The organism is Pseudogulbenkiania sp. NH8B (genome assembly GCF_000283535.1).
GTDB lineage: Bacteria > Pseudomonadota > Gammaproteobacteria > Burkholderiales > Chromobacteriaceae > Pseudogulbenkiania > Pseudogulbenkiania ferrooxidans.
Map to the genome: position 1 here is coordinate 860,812 of NC_016002.1, position 15,312 is coordinate 876,123.

General features: G+C 65.6%; 14 protein-coding genes and 1 riboswitch. Of the genes, 12 read left to right on the plus strand and 2 right to left on the minus strand.

Translation table 11 applies throughout. The annotated features are described in order from the left end of the window. Positions 1–154: 154 nt before the first annotated feature. The gene (gene dnaJ / locus NH8B_RS04090; protein WP_014086133.1) at positions 155–1,276 is read left to right on the plus strand and encodes a molecular chaperone DnaJ; all 1,122 of its coding nucleotides are present in this window, start codon (positions 155–157) and stop codon (positions 1,274–1,276) included. A gap of 67 nt (positions 1,277–1,343) precedes the next feature. Here the strand turns inward: dnaJ and NH8B_RS04095 are convergent, their stop codons facing one another. Beyond that, entirely contained in the window at positions 1,344–2,741 is a 1,398-nt protein-coding gene (locus NH8B_RS04095; RefSeq protein ID WP_014086134.1) for an amino acid permease, read from the minus strand. Positions 2,742–3,220: 479 nt separating this feature from the next. Beyond that, on the minus strand, positions 3,221–4,555 hold the full coding sequence (locus NH8B_RS04100; protein WP_014086135.1) for a voltage-gated chloride channel family protein: 1,335 nt from the start codon (positions 4,553–4,555) through the stop codon (positions 3,221–3,223). A gap of 88 nt (positions 4,556–4,643) precedes the next feature. Beyond that, positions 4,644–4,707: riboswitch (Fluoride riboswitch) on the minus strand. Positions 4,708–4,837: 130 nt separating this feature from the next. Here NH8B_RS04100 and NH8B_RS04105 point away from each other — a divergent pair. From NH8B_RS04105 to gloA, 11 genes are all read left to right on the plus strand, one after another. Further along, complete coding sequence (locus NH8B_RS04105) at positions 4,838–5,095, plus strand: hypothetical protein (RefSeq protein ID WP_014086136.1); 258 nt, start codon at positions 4,838–4,840, stop codon at positions 5,093–5,095. Positions 5,096–5,211: 116 nt separating this feature from the next. Then, positions 5,212–6,213: a porphobilinogen synthase gene (gene hemB, locus NH8B_RS04110; RefSeq protein ID WP_014086137.1), complete on the plus strand. Its 1,002-nt coding sequence runs from the start codon at positions 5,212–5,214 to the stop codon at positions 6,211–6,213. Positions 6,214–6,471: 258 nt separating this feature from the next. Next, positions 6,472–7,674, plus strand: coding sequence for a glycine C-acetyltransferase (locus tag NH8B_RS04115; RefSeq protein ID WP_014086138.1), 1,203 nt, complete (start codon positions 6,472–6,474; stop codon positions 7,672–7,674). 109 nt (positions 7,675–7,783) lie between these two features. Then, entirely contained in the window at positions 7,784–8,815 is a 1,032-nt protein-coding gene (gene tdh / locus NH8B_RS04120) for an L-threonine 3-dehydrogenase (RefSeq protein WP_014086139.1), read from the plus strand. Positions 8,816–9,350: 535 nt separating this feature from the next. Next, the gene (gene glyQ / locus NH8B_RS04125) at positions 9,351–10,241 is read left to right on the plus strand and encodes a glycine--tRNA ligase subunit alpha (protein ID WP_008953232.1); all 891 of its coding nucleotides are present in this window, start codon (positions 9,351–9,353) and stop codon (positions 10,239–10,241) included. A 2-nt stretch (positions 10,242–10,243) separates the two neighbouring features. After that, positions 10,244–10,684 carry a surface-adhesin E family protein gene (locus NH8B_RS04130; protein ID WP_014086140.1) on the plus strand — a complete coding sequence of 147 codons (441 nt, stop codon included), beginning with the start codon at positions 10,244–10,246 and terminating at the stop codon, positions 10,682–10,684. Continuing rightward, on the plus strand, positions 10,681–12,741 hold the full coding sequence (glyS, locus tag NH8B_RS04135) for a glycine--tRNA ligase subunit beta (protein ID WP_014086141.1): 2,061 nt from the start codon (positions 10,681–10,683) through the stop codon (positions 12,739–12,741). Before NH8B_RS04130 ends, glyS begins: the two co-directional genes overlap by 4 nt. Positions 12,742–12,819: 78 nt before the next feature. Further along, entirely contained in the window at positions 12,820–13,362 is a 543-nt protein-coding gene (gene gmhB, locus NH8B_RS04140) for a D-glycero-beta-D-manno-heptose 1,7-bisphosphate 7-phosphatase (protein ID WP_014086142.1), read from the plus strand. A 28-nt stretch (positions 13,363–13,390) separates the two neighbouring features. After that, positions 13,391–14,161, plus strand: a complete 771-nt coding sequence (locus tag NH8B_RS04145) for a lysophospholipid acyltransferase family protein (RefSeq protein WP_014086143.1) — start codon at positions 13,391–13,393, stop codon at positions 14,159–14,161. After that, positions 14,142–14,834 carry a M48 family metallopeptidase gene (locus NH8B_RS04150; RefSeq protein ID WP_014086144.1) on the plus strand — a complete coding sequence of 231 codons (693 nt, stop codon included), beginning with the start codon at positions 14,142–14,144 and terminating at the stop codon, positions 14,832–14,834. The genes NH8B_RS04145 and NH8B_RS04150 overlap by 20 nt, the downstream gene beginning before the upstream one ends. A 26-nt stretch (positions 14,835–14,860) precedes the next feature. Continuing rightward, positions 14,861–15,247 (plus strand): lactoylglutathione lyase, encoded by a 387-nt coding sequence (gloA, locus tag NH8B_RS04155; RefSeq protein WP_014086145.1) that lies wholly within the window; start codon positions 14,861–14,863, stop codon positions 15,245–15,247. Positions 15,248–15,312 lie beyond the last annotated feature (65 nt).

Sequence of the window (15,312 nt, forward strand, 5' to 3'; positions counted from 1 at the left end):
GCCTGGAGCCCGCCGCGACGCCGCCATGCGCCCAGCGTCGGGCGGCTCTAGAGAGGCACAGGGTTCCGGGGGCTTTCCTCTGGCCTCTGTGCCTTTCCTGTTTCGGAACCCCCTTTTCGGCCAACCCTGGCGGATGGCCCCAAGGTAGAACAGCATGTCCAAACGTGATTATTACGACACTCTCGGCGTGAACCGCGATGCCTCCGACGACGACATCAAGAAGGCCTATCGCAAGCTGGCGATGAAGTACCATCCGGACCGCAATCCGGACAGCAAGGACGCCGAGGACAAGTTCAAGGAAGTCAAGGAAGCCTACGAAATCCTGTCCGACGGGCAGAAGCGGGCGGCCTACGACCAGTTCGGCCACGCCGGGGTCGACCCCAACGCCGCCGGCGCGCGCGGCGGCCAGGGCTTCGGCGATTTCGCCGATGCCTTCTCCGACATCTTCGGCGACATCTTCGGTGGCCGTGGCGGTGGCGGCCGCTCCAACGTGTACCGTGGTGCCGACCTGCGCTACAACATGGAAATCTCGCTGGAAGAGGCCGCGCGCGGCTGCGAGAAGCAGATTCGCATTCCGTCGCATGACAACTGCGACGTCTGCCACGGCAGCGGCGCCAAGCCCGGCACCCAGCCCAAGACCTGCCCGACCTGCGGCGGTCACGGCCAGGTGCGTGTGAGCCAGGGCTTCTTCTCGATCCAGCAGACTTGCCCGACCTGCCACGGCAGCGGCAAGCAAATCACCGACCCGTGCCACAAGTGCCACGGCGCCGGCCAGGTCAAGACCCACAAGACGCTCAACGTGAAGATTCCGGCCGGCGTCGACGAGGGTGACCGCATCCGCCTCTCCGGCGAGGGCGAGGCCGGGCAGAACGGCGGCCCGTCGGGCGACCTCTACGTGGTCACCCACATCAAGGCGCACCCGGTGTTCCAGCGCGACGGCATGGACCTGCACTGCGAGATGCCGATTTCCTTCGCCACCGCGGCCCTGGGCGGCGAGGTGGAGATTCCCACGCTGGACGGCATGGCCAAGGTCAAGATCTCGTCCGAGACCCAGTCCGGCCGCCAGTACCGCCTGCGCGGCAAGGGCATCAAGTCGGTGCGCGGTTCCGACTATGGCGATCTGCTGTGTCACGTGGTGGTGGAAACCCCGATCAACCTCACCGAGCGCCAGAAAGAACTGCTGCGCGAGTTCGAGGCGATCAGCCAGGGCGATACTGCCATGCACAACCCACGCGCCAAGTCCTTCATGGACAAGCTGAAGGACTTCTTCGGCTGAACCCGAAGGCATGGCGATAAAAAAACGGCGACTCGATGAGTCGCCGTTTTTCTTGCCGGGGAGCGCTTTACGCCGACTGGCGCGCGGTCTTCAGTGCCGGTTCGCCGCCTTGGCGGTGGTAGCCCAGGGCATAGTAGAGCACTACCAGCAGCACCAGCCAGCCCGGGCCGATCACCAGCGCGATGCGGGTGTCCGGGAAGTAGGCCATCAGGCCCACCACCAGCACCAGGAAGGCCAGCGCGATGTACGAGCCGTACGGGAACAGCGGCATGCGATGCTCGAGGGCCGACAGCTGTGCCGGGCTCAGGGTGCGGCGGAACTTCAGCTGCGACAGCAGGATGATCGCCCAGGTCCAGATCGCGCCGAAGGTCGAGATCGCGGTGAGCCAGGTGAACACTTCCTTCGGCGCCAGGTAGTTGAGCAGCACGCCGCCCAGCAACATCACCACCGAGATCAGCACGGCGGCGTTCGGCACGCCGTTCTTGCCCACCTTGGCGAACATCGGCAGCGCCTGCCCTTGCTGCGCCAGGTTGTACACCATGCGGCCGGTGCTGAAGATGCCGCTGTTGCACGAGGACAGCGCGGCGGTCAGCACCACGAAGTTAATAATGCCGGCGGCGGCCGGGATGCCCATCTTCTCGAAGGTCATCACGAACGGGCTGCCGCTGGTGCCGATCTGGTCCCACGGGTAGATCGACATCACCACGAACAGCGCGCCGACGTAGAAGATCAGGATGCGCCAGAACACCGAGTCCACGGCACGCGCCAGGGTCTTCTTCGGGTTCTTGGCTTCGCCGGCGGTCAGGCCGATCATCTCGACGCCCAGATACGCGAACATCACCATCTGCATCGACATCAGGATGCCCTTGACGCCATTGGGCATGAAGCCGCCGTGCGTCCACAGGTTGGCGATGCCGGTGGCGATGCCGCCGTTGCCGAAGCCGAACACGATCATGCCGAGGCTGGAGATGATCATCAGCACGATGGTGACGATCTTGATCAGCGCGAACCAGAACTCGAATTCACCGTAGGCCTTGACCGCGATGAAGTTGACCGAGCCCATGAGCACCAGTGCCGACAGCGCCCAGATCCAGTGCGGCACGTCCGGGAACCACACGCCCATGTAGACGCCGACCGCGGTGATTTCGGCCATGCAGGTGACGATCCACAGGAACCAGTAGTTCCAGCCGGTGAGGTAGCCGGCCAAGGGGCCGAGGTAGTTCTGCGCGTAGCGGCTGAAGGAGCCGGCGACCGGGTTGTGGATCGCCATTTCGCCCAGCGCGCGCATGATCAGGAAAATGGCGAAGCCGCCCAGCGCGTACGAGATCATGATCGCCGGGCCGGCCATCTTGATCGCGCTGGCCGATCCCAGGAACAGGCCGACGCCGATCGCGGCGCCGAGCGCCATCAGGTTGATATGCCTCTCTTCGAGGCCTCGGTGCAAGTGGTCTTGCTGGTTCTGCATCAGGTTTCTCCATCTTTGAGCGGGGAAGGGCGTCCGGGCCGATCTGGCCGCGGCGCCGCCTTATTTCGTGCAGCACTGAGCGGCTGCTTGTTATGGACCGGGCGAGCGCAGGTGGGCGCTCGATGCGGTCTTGTTCGCTGGAATTGGTGTCCAGCGAGAAGGCATAGTATAAAAACTAATATCGTAAATTTTTCACTATATATTTCTATTTTATTAGTATAAAAAACTTAAATTTTTGAACTTTGCAGGTTATGTTGCAATTTGCATTTTGTCGGTGGCGGCTCTGAAAGGGCTCCGTGTCGTAGCCACCTGCGGGCGTGGCGAAGCGCGCCCGCCACACCATAAGGAGAGGGTGAAATGGGGTAGGGCAGGCCGGGGAGAAGCGCCCCGGCGTCGTGCTATCAGGGCTGGGGAGTCGAGCGCCGTCCTGCCCCGTAGGGCAAGACGTGCGGTAAAGGGGGGCGGCGCGGCGAGGGGTTTCAGTGGCGCGCGTTGTCCTCACCCGGCTGGACGGAGGGCGGGGCCGCGCGCTGCAGCGCCTGCTGGCGGTAGGCGGGCAACTCGCCCAGCTTGATGCCCTCCGGCGTGTCGCGGTGCTTGGCATGGCCGACGCGCTGCGAGCGGTAGATGCCGGTGTGCCCGGAAAACAGGTAGCTCACCACGCAGGCGATGCCGGCGTAGACACCGACCTCGCTGCCGAAGAGTTCCATCGCCATCAGCGTCGAGGCGATCGGGGTGTTGGCGGCGCCGGCGAACACCGCGACGAAACCGATGCCGGCCAGCAGGGGCAGGGGCATGCCGAGCAGCGGCGCCAGGGCGTTGCCCAGCGTCGCCCCGATGTAGAACAGCGGGGTGACCTCGCCGCCCTTGAAGCCGCTGCCCAGCGAGGCGACGGTGAAGGCCATCTTGGCGGCGAAGTCGTATGGCGCCAGCGGCTGCTGGAAGGCTTCCACGATGGTCGGAACGCCAAGCCCGATATAGCGGTCGGCGCCCAGCAGGTAAACGGCGGCGGCGATCACCATCCCTCCCAGCAGCGGTCGCAGCGGGGCGTAGCCGATGCGCTGCTTGATCCAGCCGCCCAGGCCGTGGGTGAGGTCGGCGAAGACCTTGCCGGTGAGGCCGAACAGCATCCCGGCGATCACCGTCGCCGTCAGCCCCCAGGCCGATAGCGGCGGGATGAAGGGGATGACGTAGTGGGTGTGATGCACGCCCCACAACAGGCCGACCTGGTCGGCCACGATCGCCGCCACCATGCAGGGCAGGATGGCGTCGTAGCGCAGCCGGCCGATGGCGAGCACTTCCAGCCCGAAGATGGCACCGGCCAGCGGTGTGCCGAACACCGAGGCGAAGCCCGCGCTGATGCCCGCCATCAGGATGATGCGGCGATCCTCGTGGCGCAGCTTGAACAGGTGGGTGAACTGGTCGGCCAGCGCCCCTCCCATCTGCACCGCCGTCCCCTCGCGCCCCACCGAGGCGCCGAACAGGTGGGAGAGCACGGTGCCGCCCAGTACCAGGGGCGCCATACGCAGCGGGATGACCCTCTTCGGGTCGTGGATCTCGTCGATCAGCAGGTTGTTGCCGGCCTCGACGCGCTGCCCGAAGCGCAGGTAGAGCCAGCCGACGCCGAAGCCGGCCAACGGCAGCAGCGCGATCAGCCAGCGCTGCGCGACGCGGGTGGTCGTGGCCCAGTCGAGGGCGAACAGGAACAAGGCGGAAGCGGAGCCGGCGAGCGCGGCGACGGCGCTAGCCAGCAGCAGCCATTTGCCGAGGTAGGGCAGCAGGTCGATCTGCTCGGGACGTTGGGCGTGTTTCATGCGTGTTCAGTGAGTGTGGGCTGGAGGCACAAACCTGGACAGGCGGCGGGCTGTCGGATACGTACCTACACCTCCTGCCTGTCGAGGAATCCGTGTAGGCATCATCAGCCCCGAGGGCGGTTACAAGGAGGCATGCCATCTCCTGTCGCGGAATTCTACCGGCAAGCCGCATTGCAAACCATCCCTACGCGAGACGGAAGCGAGCGGTCAACTCGGCGTAAAATGAAAATATCGAAATCACTCGCCGGCGCATGCCGGCACGGACAAGAGGTTGGCCGAAGCATGGATATCTTTCACAGCACGTGGTTCTGGGTGGTGGTGATCGGGGCGCCGCTGGTGTCGGTGATCGGCACCCTGGCGCGCTTGGCGCACAAGGAACCGCCGATCAAGCTGCCGCCGGGCGTGGTGCCGCAGCCGTACAAATTCGACGACGAGGAAGAGGACGAGGACGACGATTGGGGCAAGAAGCCGGCACCGGCTGCCGGAGAAAAGAAGAACGAGGCCGAGGGCCCGAAGAAGGACACGGATCGTCCGCGCTGAACAGCCTGTTCTCCCCGCCGGCTGGTCGGGTGGCGGCGGGCTTGTTAAGCTAGCGCCTTTGCGTGCCCGCCGCCACCCCGGGCGCCTTGCCACGTTCCGACAGGACTCGAATCACGATGATTTTCGCCAACCGTTTCTTTCCCGCTACGCGCCTGCGCCGCATGCGCAAGGACGATTTTTCGCGCCGCCTGATGCGCGAGAACGTGCTCACCGCCAACGACCTGATCTACCCGGTGTTCGTGCTGGAAGGCGCCAACCGGGAAGAGGCGGTGGCCTCGATGCCGGGCGTGGTGCGCCAGAGCCTGGACAAGCTGCTCTACACCGCCGAGCAGGCGCTGGAGCTCGGTGTCCCGATGCTGTCGATCTTCCCGGTGATTGAGACCGGCAAGGACAACGCCGGTGCCGAGGCGTACAACCCGGAAGGCCTGGTGCCGACCGTGCTGCGCGAACTCAAGGCGCGCTTCCCCGAGTTGGGGCTGATGACCGACGGCGCGCTCGATCCGTACACCATCCACGGTCAGGACGGCATCATCGACGAAGCGGGCTACGTGCTCAACGAAGAAACCATCGAGGTGCTGATCAAGCAGGCGCTCTGTCATGCCGAGGCCGGCGCCGACGTGTTTGGCCCGTCCGACATGATGGACGGCCGCATCGGCGCCATCCGCGAGGCGCTGGAGGAGGCCGGCCACATCCACACCAAGATCCTGGCCTATTCGGCCAAGTACGCCTCGGCGTTCTACGGCCCGTTCCGCGACGCCGTGGGGTCTTCGGCCAACCTCGGCAAGGCCGACAAGTCCACCTACCAGATGGATCCGGCCAACCTCGAGGAGGCGATCCAGGAAGTGGCGATGGACCTGGAGGAGGGCGCCGACATGGTGATGATCAAGCCGGGCATGCCCTACCTCGACGTGATCCGCCGCATCAAGGACACCTTCCGCGTGCCGACCTACGCCTACCAGGTGTCGGGCGAGTACGCCATGCTCAAGGCCGCGTTCCAGAACGGCTGGCTGAACGAAGAGAAGTGCATGATGGAAAGCCTGCTGGCGTTCAAGCGCGCCGGCGCCGACGGCATCCTGACCTACTTCGCGCTCGACGCCGCACGCCTGCTCAAGCGCTGAGCCTTCGGCCAACGTTTCGTTCCCGACCCGCCCGTGTGGCGGGTTTTGTTTTGGCGGGTCGACACCGTCCTGCCTCGCCGGCCATCGCATCGGGGTCGCCCGGCGCCGCCCCGGACAGTGACAGCCACCCCGGCCAAATCGCCGGCAACTGTGTCTGATCATGGCCGCGACGCTGGTCTAGAATGGGGTCAGAACGATGACGGCCGGATGGCGGCGATCCCGCCCGGCCCCACGCCGACCACACAGGGAACGTGCACGATGAACCATACCTACCTCGCCCACCTGCAGGCGACGCTGGCGCAAATCCGCGCCGACGGCTTCGAGAAACCCGAGCGCATCATCGCCAGCCCGCAGGGGGCTGACATCGCGTTGGCCAACGGCCACCACGTGCTCAACTTCTGCGCCAACAACTACCTCGGTCTCGCCGACGACGCCCGCCTGATCGCCGCGGCCAAGCAGGGGCTCGACGACTACGGCTACGGCTGCGCCTCGGTGCGCTTCATCTGCGGCACGCAGCAGGTGCACAAGGACCTGGAAAAAGCCATCGCCGACTTCCTCGGCACCGACGATACCATCCTCTACTCCAGCTGCTTCGACGCCAACGGCGGCGTGTTCGAGACCCTGCTGTCGGAAGAAGACGCCGTGATCTCGGACGAACTCAACCACGCTTCGATCATCGACGGCATCCGCCTGTGCAAGGCCAAGCGCTTCCGCTACAAGAACAACGACATGGCCGACCTGGAAGCCCAGCTCCAGGCCGCCGACGCCGCCGGCGCGCGCTTCAAGCTGGTCGTCACCGACGGCGTGTTCTCGATGGACGGCATCATCGCCGACCTCAAGGGCATCTGCGAACTGGCCGACCGCTACGGAGCCATCGTCATGGTGGACGACTCGCACGCGGTCGGTTTCATCGGCGAACACGGCGCCGGCACCCCGGACCTGTGCGGCGTCGCCGACCGCATCGACATCTACACCGGCACCCTGGGCAAGGCGCTCGGCGGTGCCTCCGGCGGCTACGTCTCCGGCCGCCAGCCCATCGTCGACCTGCTGCGCCAGCGCTCGCGTCCCTACCTGTTCTCCAACACCCTGGCCCCGGCCATCGCCGCCGCCAGCCTGAAAGTGTTCGAGATTCTGAAGAGCAGCGAAGGTGCCGAACTGCGCGCCCGCCTCAAGCGCAACGCCGAGCTGTTCCGCCACGGCATGAGCGCCGCCGGTTTCACGCTGATCCCCGGCCAGCACCCGATCATTCCGGTGATGCTGGGCGACGCCAAGCTGGCCGGCGAAATGGCCGCCGCGCTGTTGGCCGAAGGCGTGTACGTGATCGGCTTCTCCTACCCGGTGGTGCCCAAGGGCAAGGCGCGCATCCGCACCCAGATGTCGGCCGGCCACACCCCGGAACAGGTGGAACAGACCGTGGCGGCCTTCATCAAGGTCGGCCGCGAACTGGGCGTGATCCGCTGATTTTCGAATGACTCCCGTGCCGATCCCGAGCGCTACAGCCGCCAGACGGGATCGGCCTTAAAGGCCGGTCGAAGCGATCCTTCGGCCGCCCTCGCCACAGGATGACACCATGAAGGCGCTTGCCAAACTGAAAGCCGAACGCGGCCTGTCGATGACCGACGTTCCCGTGCCGGAAATCGGCCACAACGATCTCTTGATCAAGATCTCCAAGACCGCCATCTGCGGCACCGACATCCACATCTGGAACTGGGACGAGTGGGCGCAGAAGACCATCCCGGTGCCGATGCACGTCGGCCACGAATACGTCGGCGTGGTCGCCGGCATCGGCTCGGAAGTGCAGGGCTTCACGCTCGGCCAGCGCGTTTCCGGCGAAGGCCACATCACCTGCGGCTACTGCCGCAACTGCCGCGCCGGGCGCCGCCACCTGTGCCGCAACACCATCGGCGTCGGCGTGAACCGTCCCGGCGCGTTCGCCGAGTACCTGGTGATCCCGGCGTTCAACGCCTTTCCGATCCCGGACGACATCTCCGACGACCTGGCGTCGATCTTCGACCCGTTCGGCAACGCGGTGCATACGGCATTGAGCTTCAACCTGGTCGGCGAGGACGTGCTGATCACCGGCGCCGGCCCGATCGGCATCATGGCGGTGGCCATCGCCCGCCACGTCGGCGCGCGCCATGTGGTGATCACCGACGTCAACGACTACCGCCTGGAACTGGCCCGCAAGATGGGCGCCAGCCGCACCGTCAACGTCGCCACCGAGGACCTGAAGACGGTGATGGGCGAGCTGCACATGACCGAGGGCTTCGACGTCGGTCTGGAAATGTCCGGCAACCCGCAGGCCTTCCGTCAGATGCTGGAAACCATGAACCACGGCGGCAAGATCGCGCTGCTCGGCATTCCGCCCGAGAACACCGCCATCGACTGGAACCAGGTGATCTTCAAGGGCCTCGAGATCAAGGGCATCTACGGCCGCGAGATGTTCGAGACCTGGTACAAGATGGTGGCGCTGCTGCAGTCCGGGCTGAATCTGGACCCGATCATCACTCACCATTTCAAGGTCGACGACTTCGAGCAGGGCTTTGCCGCGATGCTGTCTGGGCAGAGCGGGAAGGTGATTCTCGACTGGCAGGGGGTGTAGTAGAAGTCGGCACAGCCGGCTCTGCCGGGGGATGCAATGCACTTGCTTATGCCTGGCCATGCCGAAGACTGTTGCCCGCGTTGTTTGCCATGTCGGCGTTGCCGGTCCCGCCCGGCCGGCGGGTCGAGGGGCTTGTCTCGCCAAGCCCCTTGACGCTCCCAAGGCGAGCCCGCCGCCGCGACTGTCCGCCTGGCTGCCGGCCGGCGAGGCGCCGCCGGAACTCGCGCCGCGCTAACGTCGCGGCACTCAAACAGCCGGCGGCTTAAGACCTCGCCGTCCGCCATCCAGACGGCGCGACGGAAGGGCGGATCGGCCGCGCCGGGAGGTGTATTGCCATGGCGCTGCCTTGCTGCAACGACGGGCTAGCCCCTTTCTGTGTCGGGATGAGTCCAAACTTTATGCATTAGCTGGACAGCATTTTTTCACGCCAACCCCATTTCCTGCGCACGGCAGGCCGTTTTGGCCTGCCGTTTGCTTTTCCCGCTCCACGGTAATCGGTAGAATCGGCCTTTACCCTTCACTCGTGATACGCGACATGCTCACTTTCCAGGAAATCATCCTCACGCTGCAGAACTACTGGAACCGTCAGGGCTGCGCACTGTTGCAGCCGTACGATACCGAAGTCGGTGCCGGCACCTCGCACACCGCCACCTTCCTGCGCGCCCTGGGTCCCGAGCCGTGGGCGGCCGCCTACGTGCAACCGTCGCGCCGCCCCAAGGACGGCCGCTACGGCGAGAACCCCAACCGCCTGTTCCAGCACCACCAGTACCAGGTGGTGATCAAGCCGTCGCCGCCCAACCTGCAGGATCTCTACCTCGGCTCCTTGAAGGAACTGGGCATCGATCCGACCGTGCACGACATCCGCTTCGTCGAGGACGACTGGGAAAACCCGACGCTGGGCGCCTGGGGCCTGGGCTGGGAAGTGTGGCTCAACGGTATGGAAGTGACGCAGTTCACCTACTTCCAGCAAGTCGGTGGCCTGGAGTGCAAGCCGGTGTTGGGCGAGCTGACCTACGGCCTGGAGCGTCTGGCGATGTACCTGCAGGGCGTCGAGAACGTTTACGACCTGGTGTGGGCGCGCATGCCGGACGGCCGCGAGCTGAGCTACGGCAACGTGTTCCTGCAGAATGAAGTCGAGCAGTCCAAATTTGCCTTCGAGCACAGCAACGTCGCGCTGCTGTTCCAGCAGTTCACCGACTACGAGGCGGAAGCCAAGCGCCTGCTCGACGCCGGGCTGCCGCTGCCGGGTTACGAGACCATCCTCAAGGCCGGCCACACCTTCAACCTGCTCGACGCGCGCGGCGCCATCTCGGTGACCGAACGCGCCGCCTACATTGGACGTATCCGCAACCTTGCCCGTCAGGTCGCTCAGGCCTACTACGACTCGCGCGAGGCGCTGGGTTTCCCGATGTGCCAGAAGGCCTGACCATGAAGACGTGGGTCGGACTCTGTCTTGCCACGCTCGCGCTGTCCGCGCAGGCGGCGCCGCTCGCCGACTGGTCGGTGTACCGCCAGGGCGAGGCGCTCGAACTGGCGGTGGACCTGGCGTCCATCTGGCGCGAAGACGGGCTGATCCATTTCGTCAACCAGGAGCGGTTTGCCGAGCGCCAGTACGAAAAAGGCTACGACGTGAACTTCCACATCCGCCGTACCACCGGTTACGCCGATTGTGCCAAGTACCGGTACGCCTTCGTCTCCTCGGCCTACTACACGGCGTCCAACCGCCACGTCTGGTCGACGCTGTACCCGCTGCCGCGCTACAGCTGGACCTGGCAACCTGTTTATGAAAATTCGGTGGCCGATGCCATGATGCGCGTCGTCTGCACCGCCGGCAAAACCGCTTCCAGCAAGAAATCCAACAGACCATGAACCCGACCCTGCTGATCGAACTCCTCACCGAGGAACTGCCGCCCAAGGCCCTGCCCAAGCTGGCGGCAAGCTTTGCCCAGACCATCACCGACGAACTGAAAAAACTGCAGTTCGTCGCCGCCGACGCCAGCGCCCACGTCTTCGCCTCGCCGCGCCGCCTGGCCCTGACCCTGCCCGCGGTGCTGGCGGTGCAGCCGGATCAGACCATCGTCAAGAAAGGCCCGGCGGTCGCCGCCGGCATGAAGGATGGCCAGCCGACCCCGGCGCTGGCCGGTTTCGCCCGCTCCTGCGGCGTCGAGGTGAGCGAACTCTCCACCATGAGCGACGGCAAACAGGACGTCTACGCCTACCGCAGCGTCAAGGCCGGCCAGCCGCTCTCCGCGGTGCTGTCCGACATCGTCGCGCTGGCGCTGAAGAAGCTGCCGGCACCCAAGCTGATGCGCTGGGGCGATTCCGAACACCAGTTCGTGCGCCCGGTGCACGGCCTGGTGTTGCTGCATGGCAGCGAGCTGATCGCGGGCGAGGTGCTGGGGCTCGAGAGCCGCCGCGCCACGCTGGGCCATCGCTTCCTGTCCGCCGGTGAAGTGACGCTGCCCGATGCCGATAGCTATGCCCGCGTGCTGTACGAGCAGGGCAAGGTGGTGGCGAGTTTCGAGGCGCGCCGCGAACTGATCCGCCATCGCCTGGCCGAAGCCTCGGCCAAGCTCGGTGCCGTGATCGCCGCCGAGCAGGCGCTGGTCGACGAGGTGACTGCACTGGTGGAATGGCCGGTGGTACTGGAGGCCGGCTTCGAAGCCGAATTCCTCAAGGTGCCGCAGGAATGCCTGATCCTCACCATGCAGCAGAACCAGAAGTACTTCCCGCTGCTGGACGCCCACGGCAAGCTGATGAACCGCTTCCTCTTGGTATCCAACCTCGAGGCGGCTGACCCGTCGCACATCATCCACGGCAACGAGCGCGTGCTGCGCGCGCGTCTCTCTGACGCCAAGTTCTTCTTCGAGCAGGACCAGAAAGTCCGCCTCGAATCGCGTCTGCCGCGCCTGGCCGACGTGGTTTACCACAACAAGATCGGCAGCCAGCTCGAACGCGTCGAACGCCTGCAGAACCTGGCCGGCACCATCGCCGGCAAGCTCGGCGCCAACGTCGACGACGCCCGCCGTGCCGCCTTCCTGGCCAAGGCCGACCTGGTGTCGGACATGGTCGGCGAGTTCCCCGAACTGCAAGGCATCATGGGCATGTACTACGCCCGTCATGACGGCGAGCACGACGCGGTGGCCGCCGCCATCGAAGGCCACTACCACCCGCGCTTCGCCGGTGACAGCCTGCCGCACGGTCCGGTGGCGCTCTCCGTGGCGCTGGCCGACAAGCTGGAAACCATCGTCGGTATCTGGGGCATCGGCCTGGTGCCGACCGGCGACAAGGATCCGTTCGCACTGCGCCGTGCCGCGCTGGGCGTGCTGCGCATGGTGCTGGATACGCCGCTCGACCTGAAGCAGCTGATCGTCGACACCCACGATTCGTTCCCGGCTAACAAGCTGTCGGCCAGCGTGGCCGACGAGGTATTCGCGTTCTGCCTCGAGCGCCTGAAGAACTTCCTCGCCGCCGACTACAAGGTGGACGAAATCGACGCCGTGCTGGCGCTGGAACCGACCCGTCTCGACGAGGTACGCGCGGTGCTGGCCGCCGTGGCCCAGTTCAAGCAGTTGCCGGAAGCCGCCACGCTGGCGGCGGCCAACAAGCGGGTGAAGAACATCCTGAAGAAGGCCGAGGGTGAAGTCGGTGTGGTCAACCCCGCGCTGTTGGCCGAAGACGCCGAAAAGGCGCTGTATGGCGCCGTGCAGCAGCTGGCGCCGCAAGTGGATGCGCAGTTCGCCGCGCACGACTTCGCCGGTGCGCTGGCGCAGCTCGCCAGCCTGAAGGCCCCGGTCGACGCCTTCTTCGACGGCGTGATGGTGATGGCCGACGACAGCGCGGTGCGTACCAACCGCATCGCGCTCCTGGCGCGCCTGGCCGAGCTGTTTAACCGCGTGGCGGACATCTCGCTGCTGGCCGACTGAGTCTGCCACCGCGTGGCGTGGACCGGCCGGCTGGCGGGTCCACGCCTTTGGCCGTTTTACCGACAGAAAAAACCTGCCATGAAACTAGTCATCCTGGATCGTGACGGCGTGATCAACAAGGATCGCGACGATTTCGTCAAAAACTCGCTGGAGTGGGAGCCGCTCGACCATAGCCTGGAGGCCATCGCCAACCTGACCCAGGCGGGCTGGCGCATCGTGGTGGCGACCAACCAGTCGGGCATCGGTCGCGGCTTGTTCGACCTGCACGCGCTGCACGCCATGCACACTAAGATGCACCGCCTGGTCAACCAGGCCGGCGGACGCATCGACGCCGTGGTGGTCTGTCCGCATACCCCGGACGACAACTGCGAGTGCCGCAAGCCCCTGCCTGGCATGGTCAAGGAAGTCTCCGAGCGCTTCAACGTCAAGCCCGATGGCCTGCCGATGGTTGGCGACAGCCTGCGCGACCTGGAGGCGATCGCCGCGATGGGCGGCCAGCCCATCCTGGTCAAGACCGGCAAGGGTGAAAAGACCTTCGAGAAGGGCGGTCTGCCCGAGGGCACGCTGGTGTTCGACGACCTCTACGACGCTGCCGAATACCTGATCCAAACGCATCACTGACTGTTTTTCACGAGGGCATAGCGCCGTAATGTTTATCTGGATTCGTACCCTGGTCTACTGGGTGGGCCTTGCCTTCCTGACGACCTTCTGCTTCCTGCTGATCCTGCTGGGCTGCGTCGCGCCGCACCGCGTGCGCCACAGCTTCGCCCAGGCTTGGGTGAAAGGGTTGCTGTGGCTGCTCAAGCACGTCTGCGGGCTGAGCTACAAGGTGGTCGGCGCCGAGAACATCCCCGACACGCCGTCCATCATCTGCTCCAAGCACCAGTCGGGCTGGGAGACGCTGGCCCTGCAGGCGATCTTCCCGCCGCAGGTGTTCGTGGCGAAGAAGGAGCTGCTGTGGATTCCGTTCTTCGGCTGGGGCCTCGCCTTGCTTGATACCATCGCCATCGACCGCTCGGCCAAGACCAAGGCCAGCCAGCAGATCGTCGAGCAGGGCCGGCAGCGTATCGCCAAGGGCTACTGGATTGCCGTGTTCCCGGAAGGCACGCGCACGCCCCCGGGCATGCCGGGCCGCTACCAGCAGGGCGCGGCGCGCATGGCCAAGGCGTTCGACGTGCCGATGGTGCCGGTGGCGCTCAACGCCGGCGAGTTCTGGCCCAAGAACTCGTTCCGCAAGTTTCCCGGCGAGATCACCGTGGTGATCGGCAAGCCTATCCTGCCGCAGGACAAGAGTTCGGCGGCGATGACGCGCGAGGCGGAAGAGTGGATCGAGGCTCGCCAGTTGGAAATCGGCGGCGTCGGTCCGTTCGCCCACCCCGACCAGCGCAAGCGGCGGCTCGGTGATTCTCAGCCTGCCTGAAGGCAACATCCCGGTTGCGCTGATCCGCCGCGCGCGCCAGAGCATCGGCATCCGCGTGCGCGGAGGGCGGGTCGAACTGATCGCCCACCCGGCGGTGCCGATGAGCCTGCTGCAGGCGGTCCTGGACAAGCGCCGCGACTGGATCCGCCTGCACTGGCTGGAACAACAAAGGCGTTGTGCCGAACTGGCGGCGCAGCCGCGGCAACTGCGTCTGGCCGGGGAGCCGCTCGACATCGTTCATGTTGCCGGGCAGCGTCCGGCGGCGCGCATCGACGGCCGGGTCCTGCAGGTGGCCGGGGTCGCAGCGCATGACCGCGAGCGGCTCGATGCCACCGTCGCCGCCTGGCTCAAGCGCGAGGCGGCGCGCCGGTTTCCCTCCCGGCTCGCCGAGGTGGCTCGATATAGCCGCCGCCAGCCGGCCTCGCTCTCCTTGTCCTCGGCCCGCACGCGCTGGGGCAGTTGTTCCGCCAGCGGCGCCATCCGCCTCAACTGGCGGCTGGTGCAGGCGCCGCCGCACATTCTCGACTACGTGCTGGCGCACGAACTGGCGCATCTGGTGCACATGAACCACTCCGCCGCGTTCTGGTCGGAAACCGAACGGCTGTTTCCGCACTGGCGCACGGCGCGGCAATGGCTGAAGCAACACGGCGATACCCTGTTCGCGTTCGGCTGATCTGATTTCTACGGAAGGAAAACATCATGCGTCTGCTGCATACCATGCTGCGAGTCGGCAATCTCGAGCGTTCCCTGGCGTTTTATCAAGAGGTGCTGGGCATGCGCCTGCTGCGCCGCAACGATTACCCCGAAGGCCGTTTCACCCTGGCCTTCGTCGGTTACGGCGACGAGTCAGCGCACACCGTGCTGGAGCTGACCCACAACTGGGATACCGACAGCTACGAGCTCGGCAACGCCTATGGCCACATCGCCATCGAGGTGGACGATGCCGCCGCCGCCTGCGACATGGTGCGCGCCAAGGGGGGCAAGGTGGTGCGCGAGGCGGGCCCGATGAAGCACGGCCACACCGTGATCGCCTTTGCCGAGGACCCCGACGGCTACAAGATCGAGTTCATTCAGAAGCATCACTAAGCCGGGTGTGGCATGGCTTCGCGGCCGTGCCAACCCGTTTTTCGGCACCGATAACCCTGATGCTG

Coding starts and splice junctions, on each gene's coding strand:
- NH8B_RS04130 (WP_014086140.1), top strand. CDS start 10,244: ATGAAGACGTGGGTCGGACTCTGTCTTGCCACGCTCGCGCTGTCCGCG.
- NH8B_RS04100 (WP_014086135.1), bottom strand. CDS start 4,555: ATGAAACACGCCCAACGTCCCGAGCAGATCGACCTGCTGCCCTACCTC.
- glyQ (WP_008953232.1), top strand. CDS start 9,351: ATGCTCACTTTCCAGGAAATCATCCTCACGCTGCAGAACTACTGGAAC.
- NH8B_RS04105 (WP_014086136.1), top strand. CDS start 4,838: ATGGATATCTTTCACAGCACGTGGTTCTGGGTGGTGGTGATCGGGGCG.
- glyS (WP_014086141.1), top strand. CDS start 10,681: ATGAACCCGACCCTGCTGATCGAACTCCTCACCGAGGAACTGCCGCCC.
- tdh (WP_014086139.1), top strand. CDS start 7,784: ATGAAGGCGCTTGCCAAACTGAAAGCCGAACGCGGCCTGTCGATGACC.
- gmhB (WP_014086142.1), top strand. CDS start 12,820: ATGAAACTAGTCATCCTGGATCGTGACGGCGTGATCAACAAGGATCGC.
- NH8B_RS04115 (WP_014086138.1), top strand. CDS start 6,472: ATGAACCATACCTACCTCGCCCACCTGCAGGCGACGCTGGCGCAAATC.
- dnaJ (WP_014086133.1), top strand. CDS start 155: ATGTCCAAACGTGATTATTACGACACTCTCGGCGTGAACCGCGATGCC.
- hemB (WP_014086137.1), top strand. CDS start 5,212: ATGATTTTCGCCAACCGTTTCTTTCCCGCTACGCGCCTGCGCCGCATG.
- gloA (WP_014086145.1), top strand. CDS start 14,861: ATGCGTCTGCTGCATACCATGCTGCGAGTCGGCAATCTCGAGCGTTCC.
- NH8B_RS04145 (WP_014086143.1), top strand. CDS start 13,391: ATGTTTATCTGGATTCGTACCCTGGTCTACTGGGTGGGCCTTGCCTTC.
- NH8B_RS04095 (WP_014086134.1), bottom strand. CDS start 2,741: ATGCAGAACCAGCAAGACCACTTGCACCGAGGCCTCGAAGAGAGGCAT.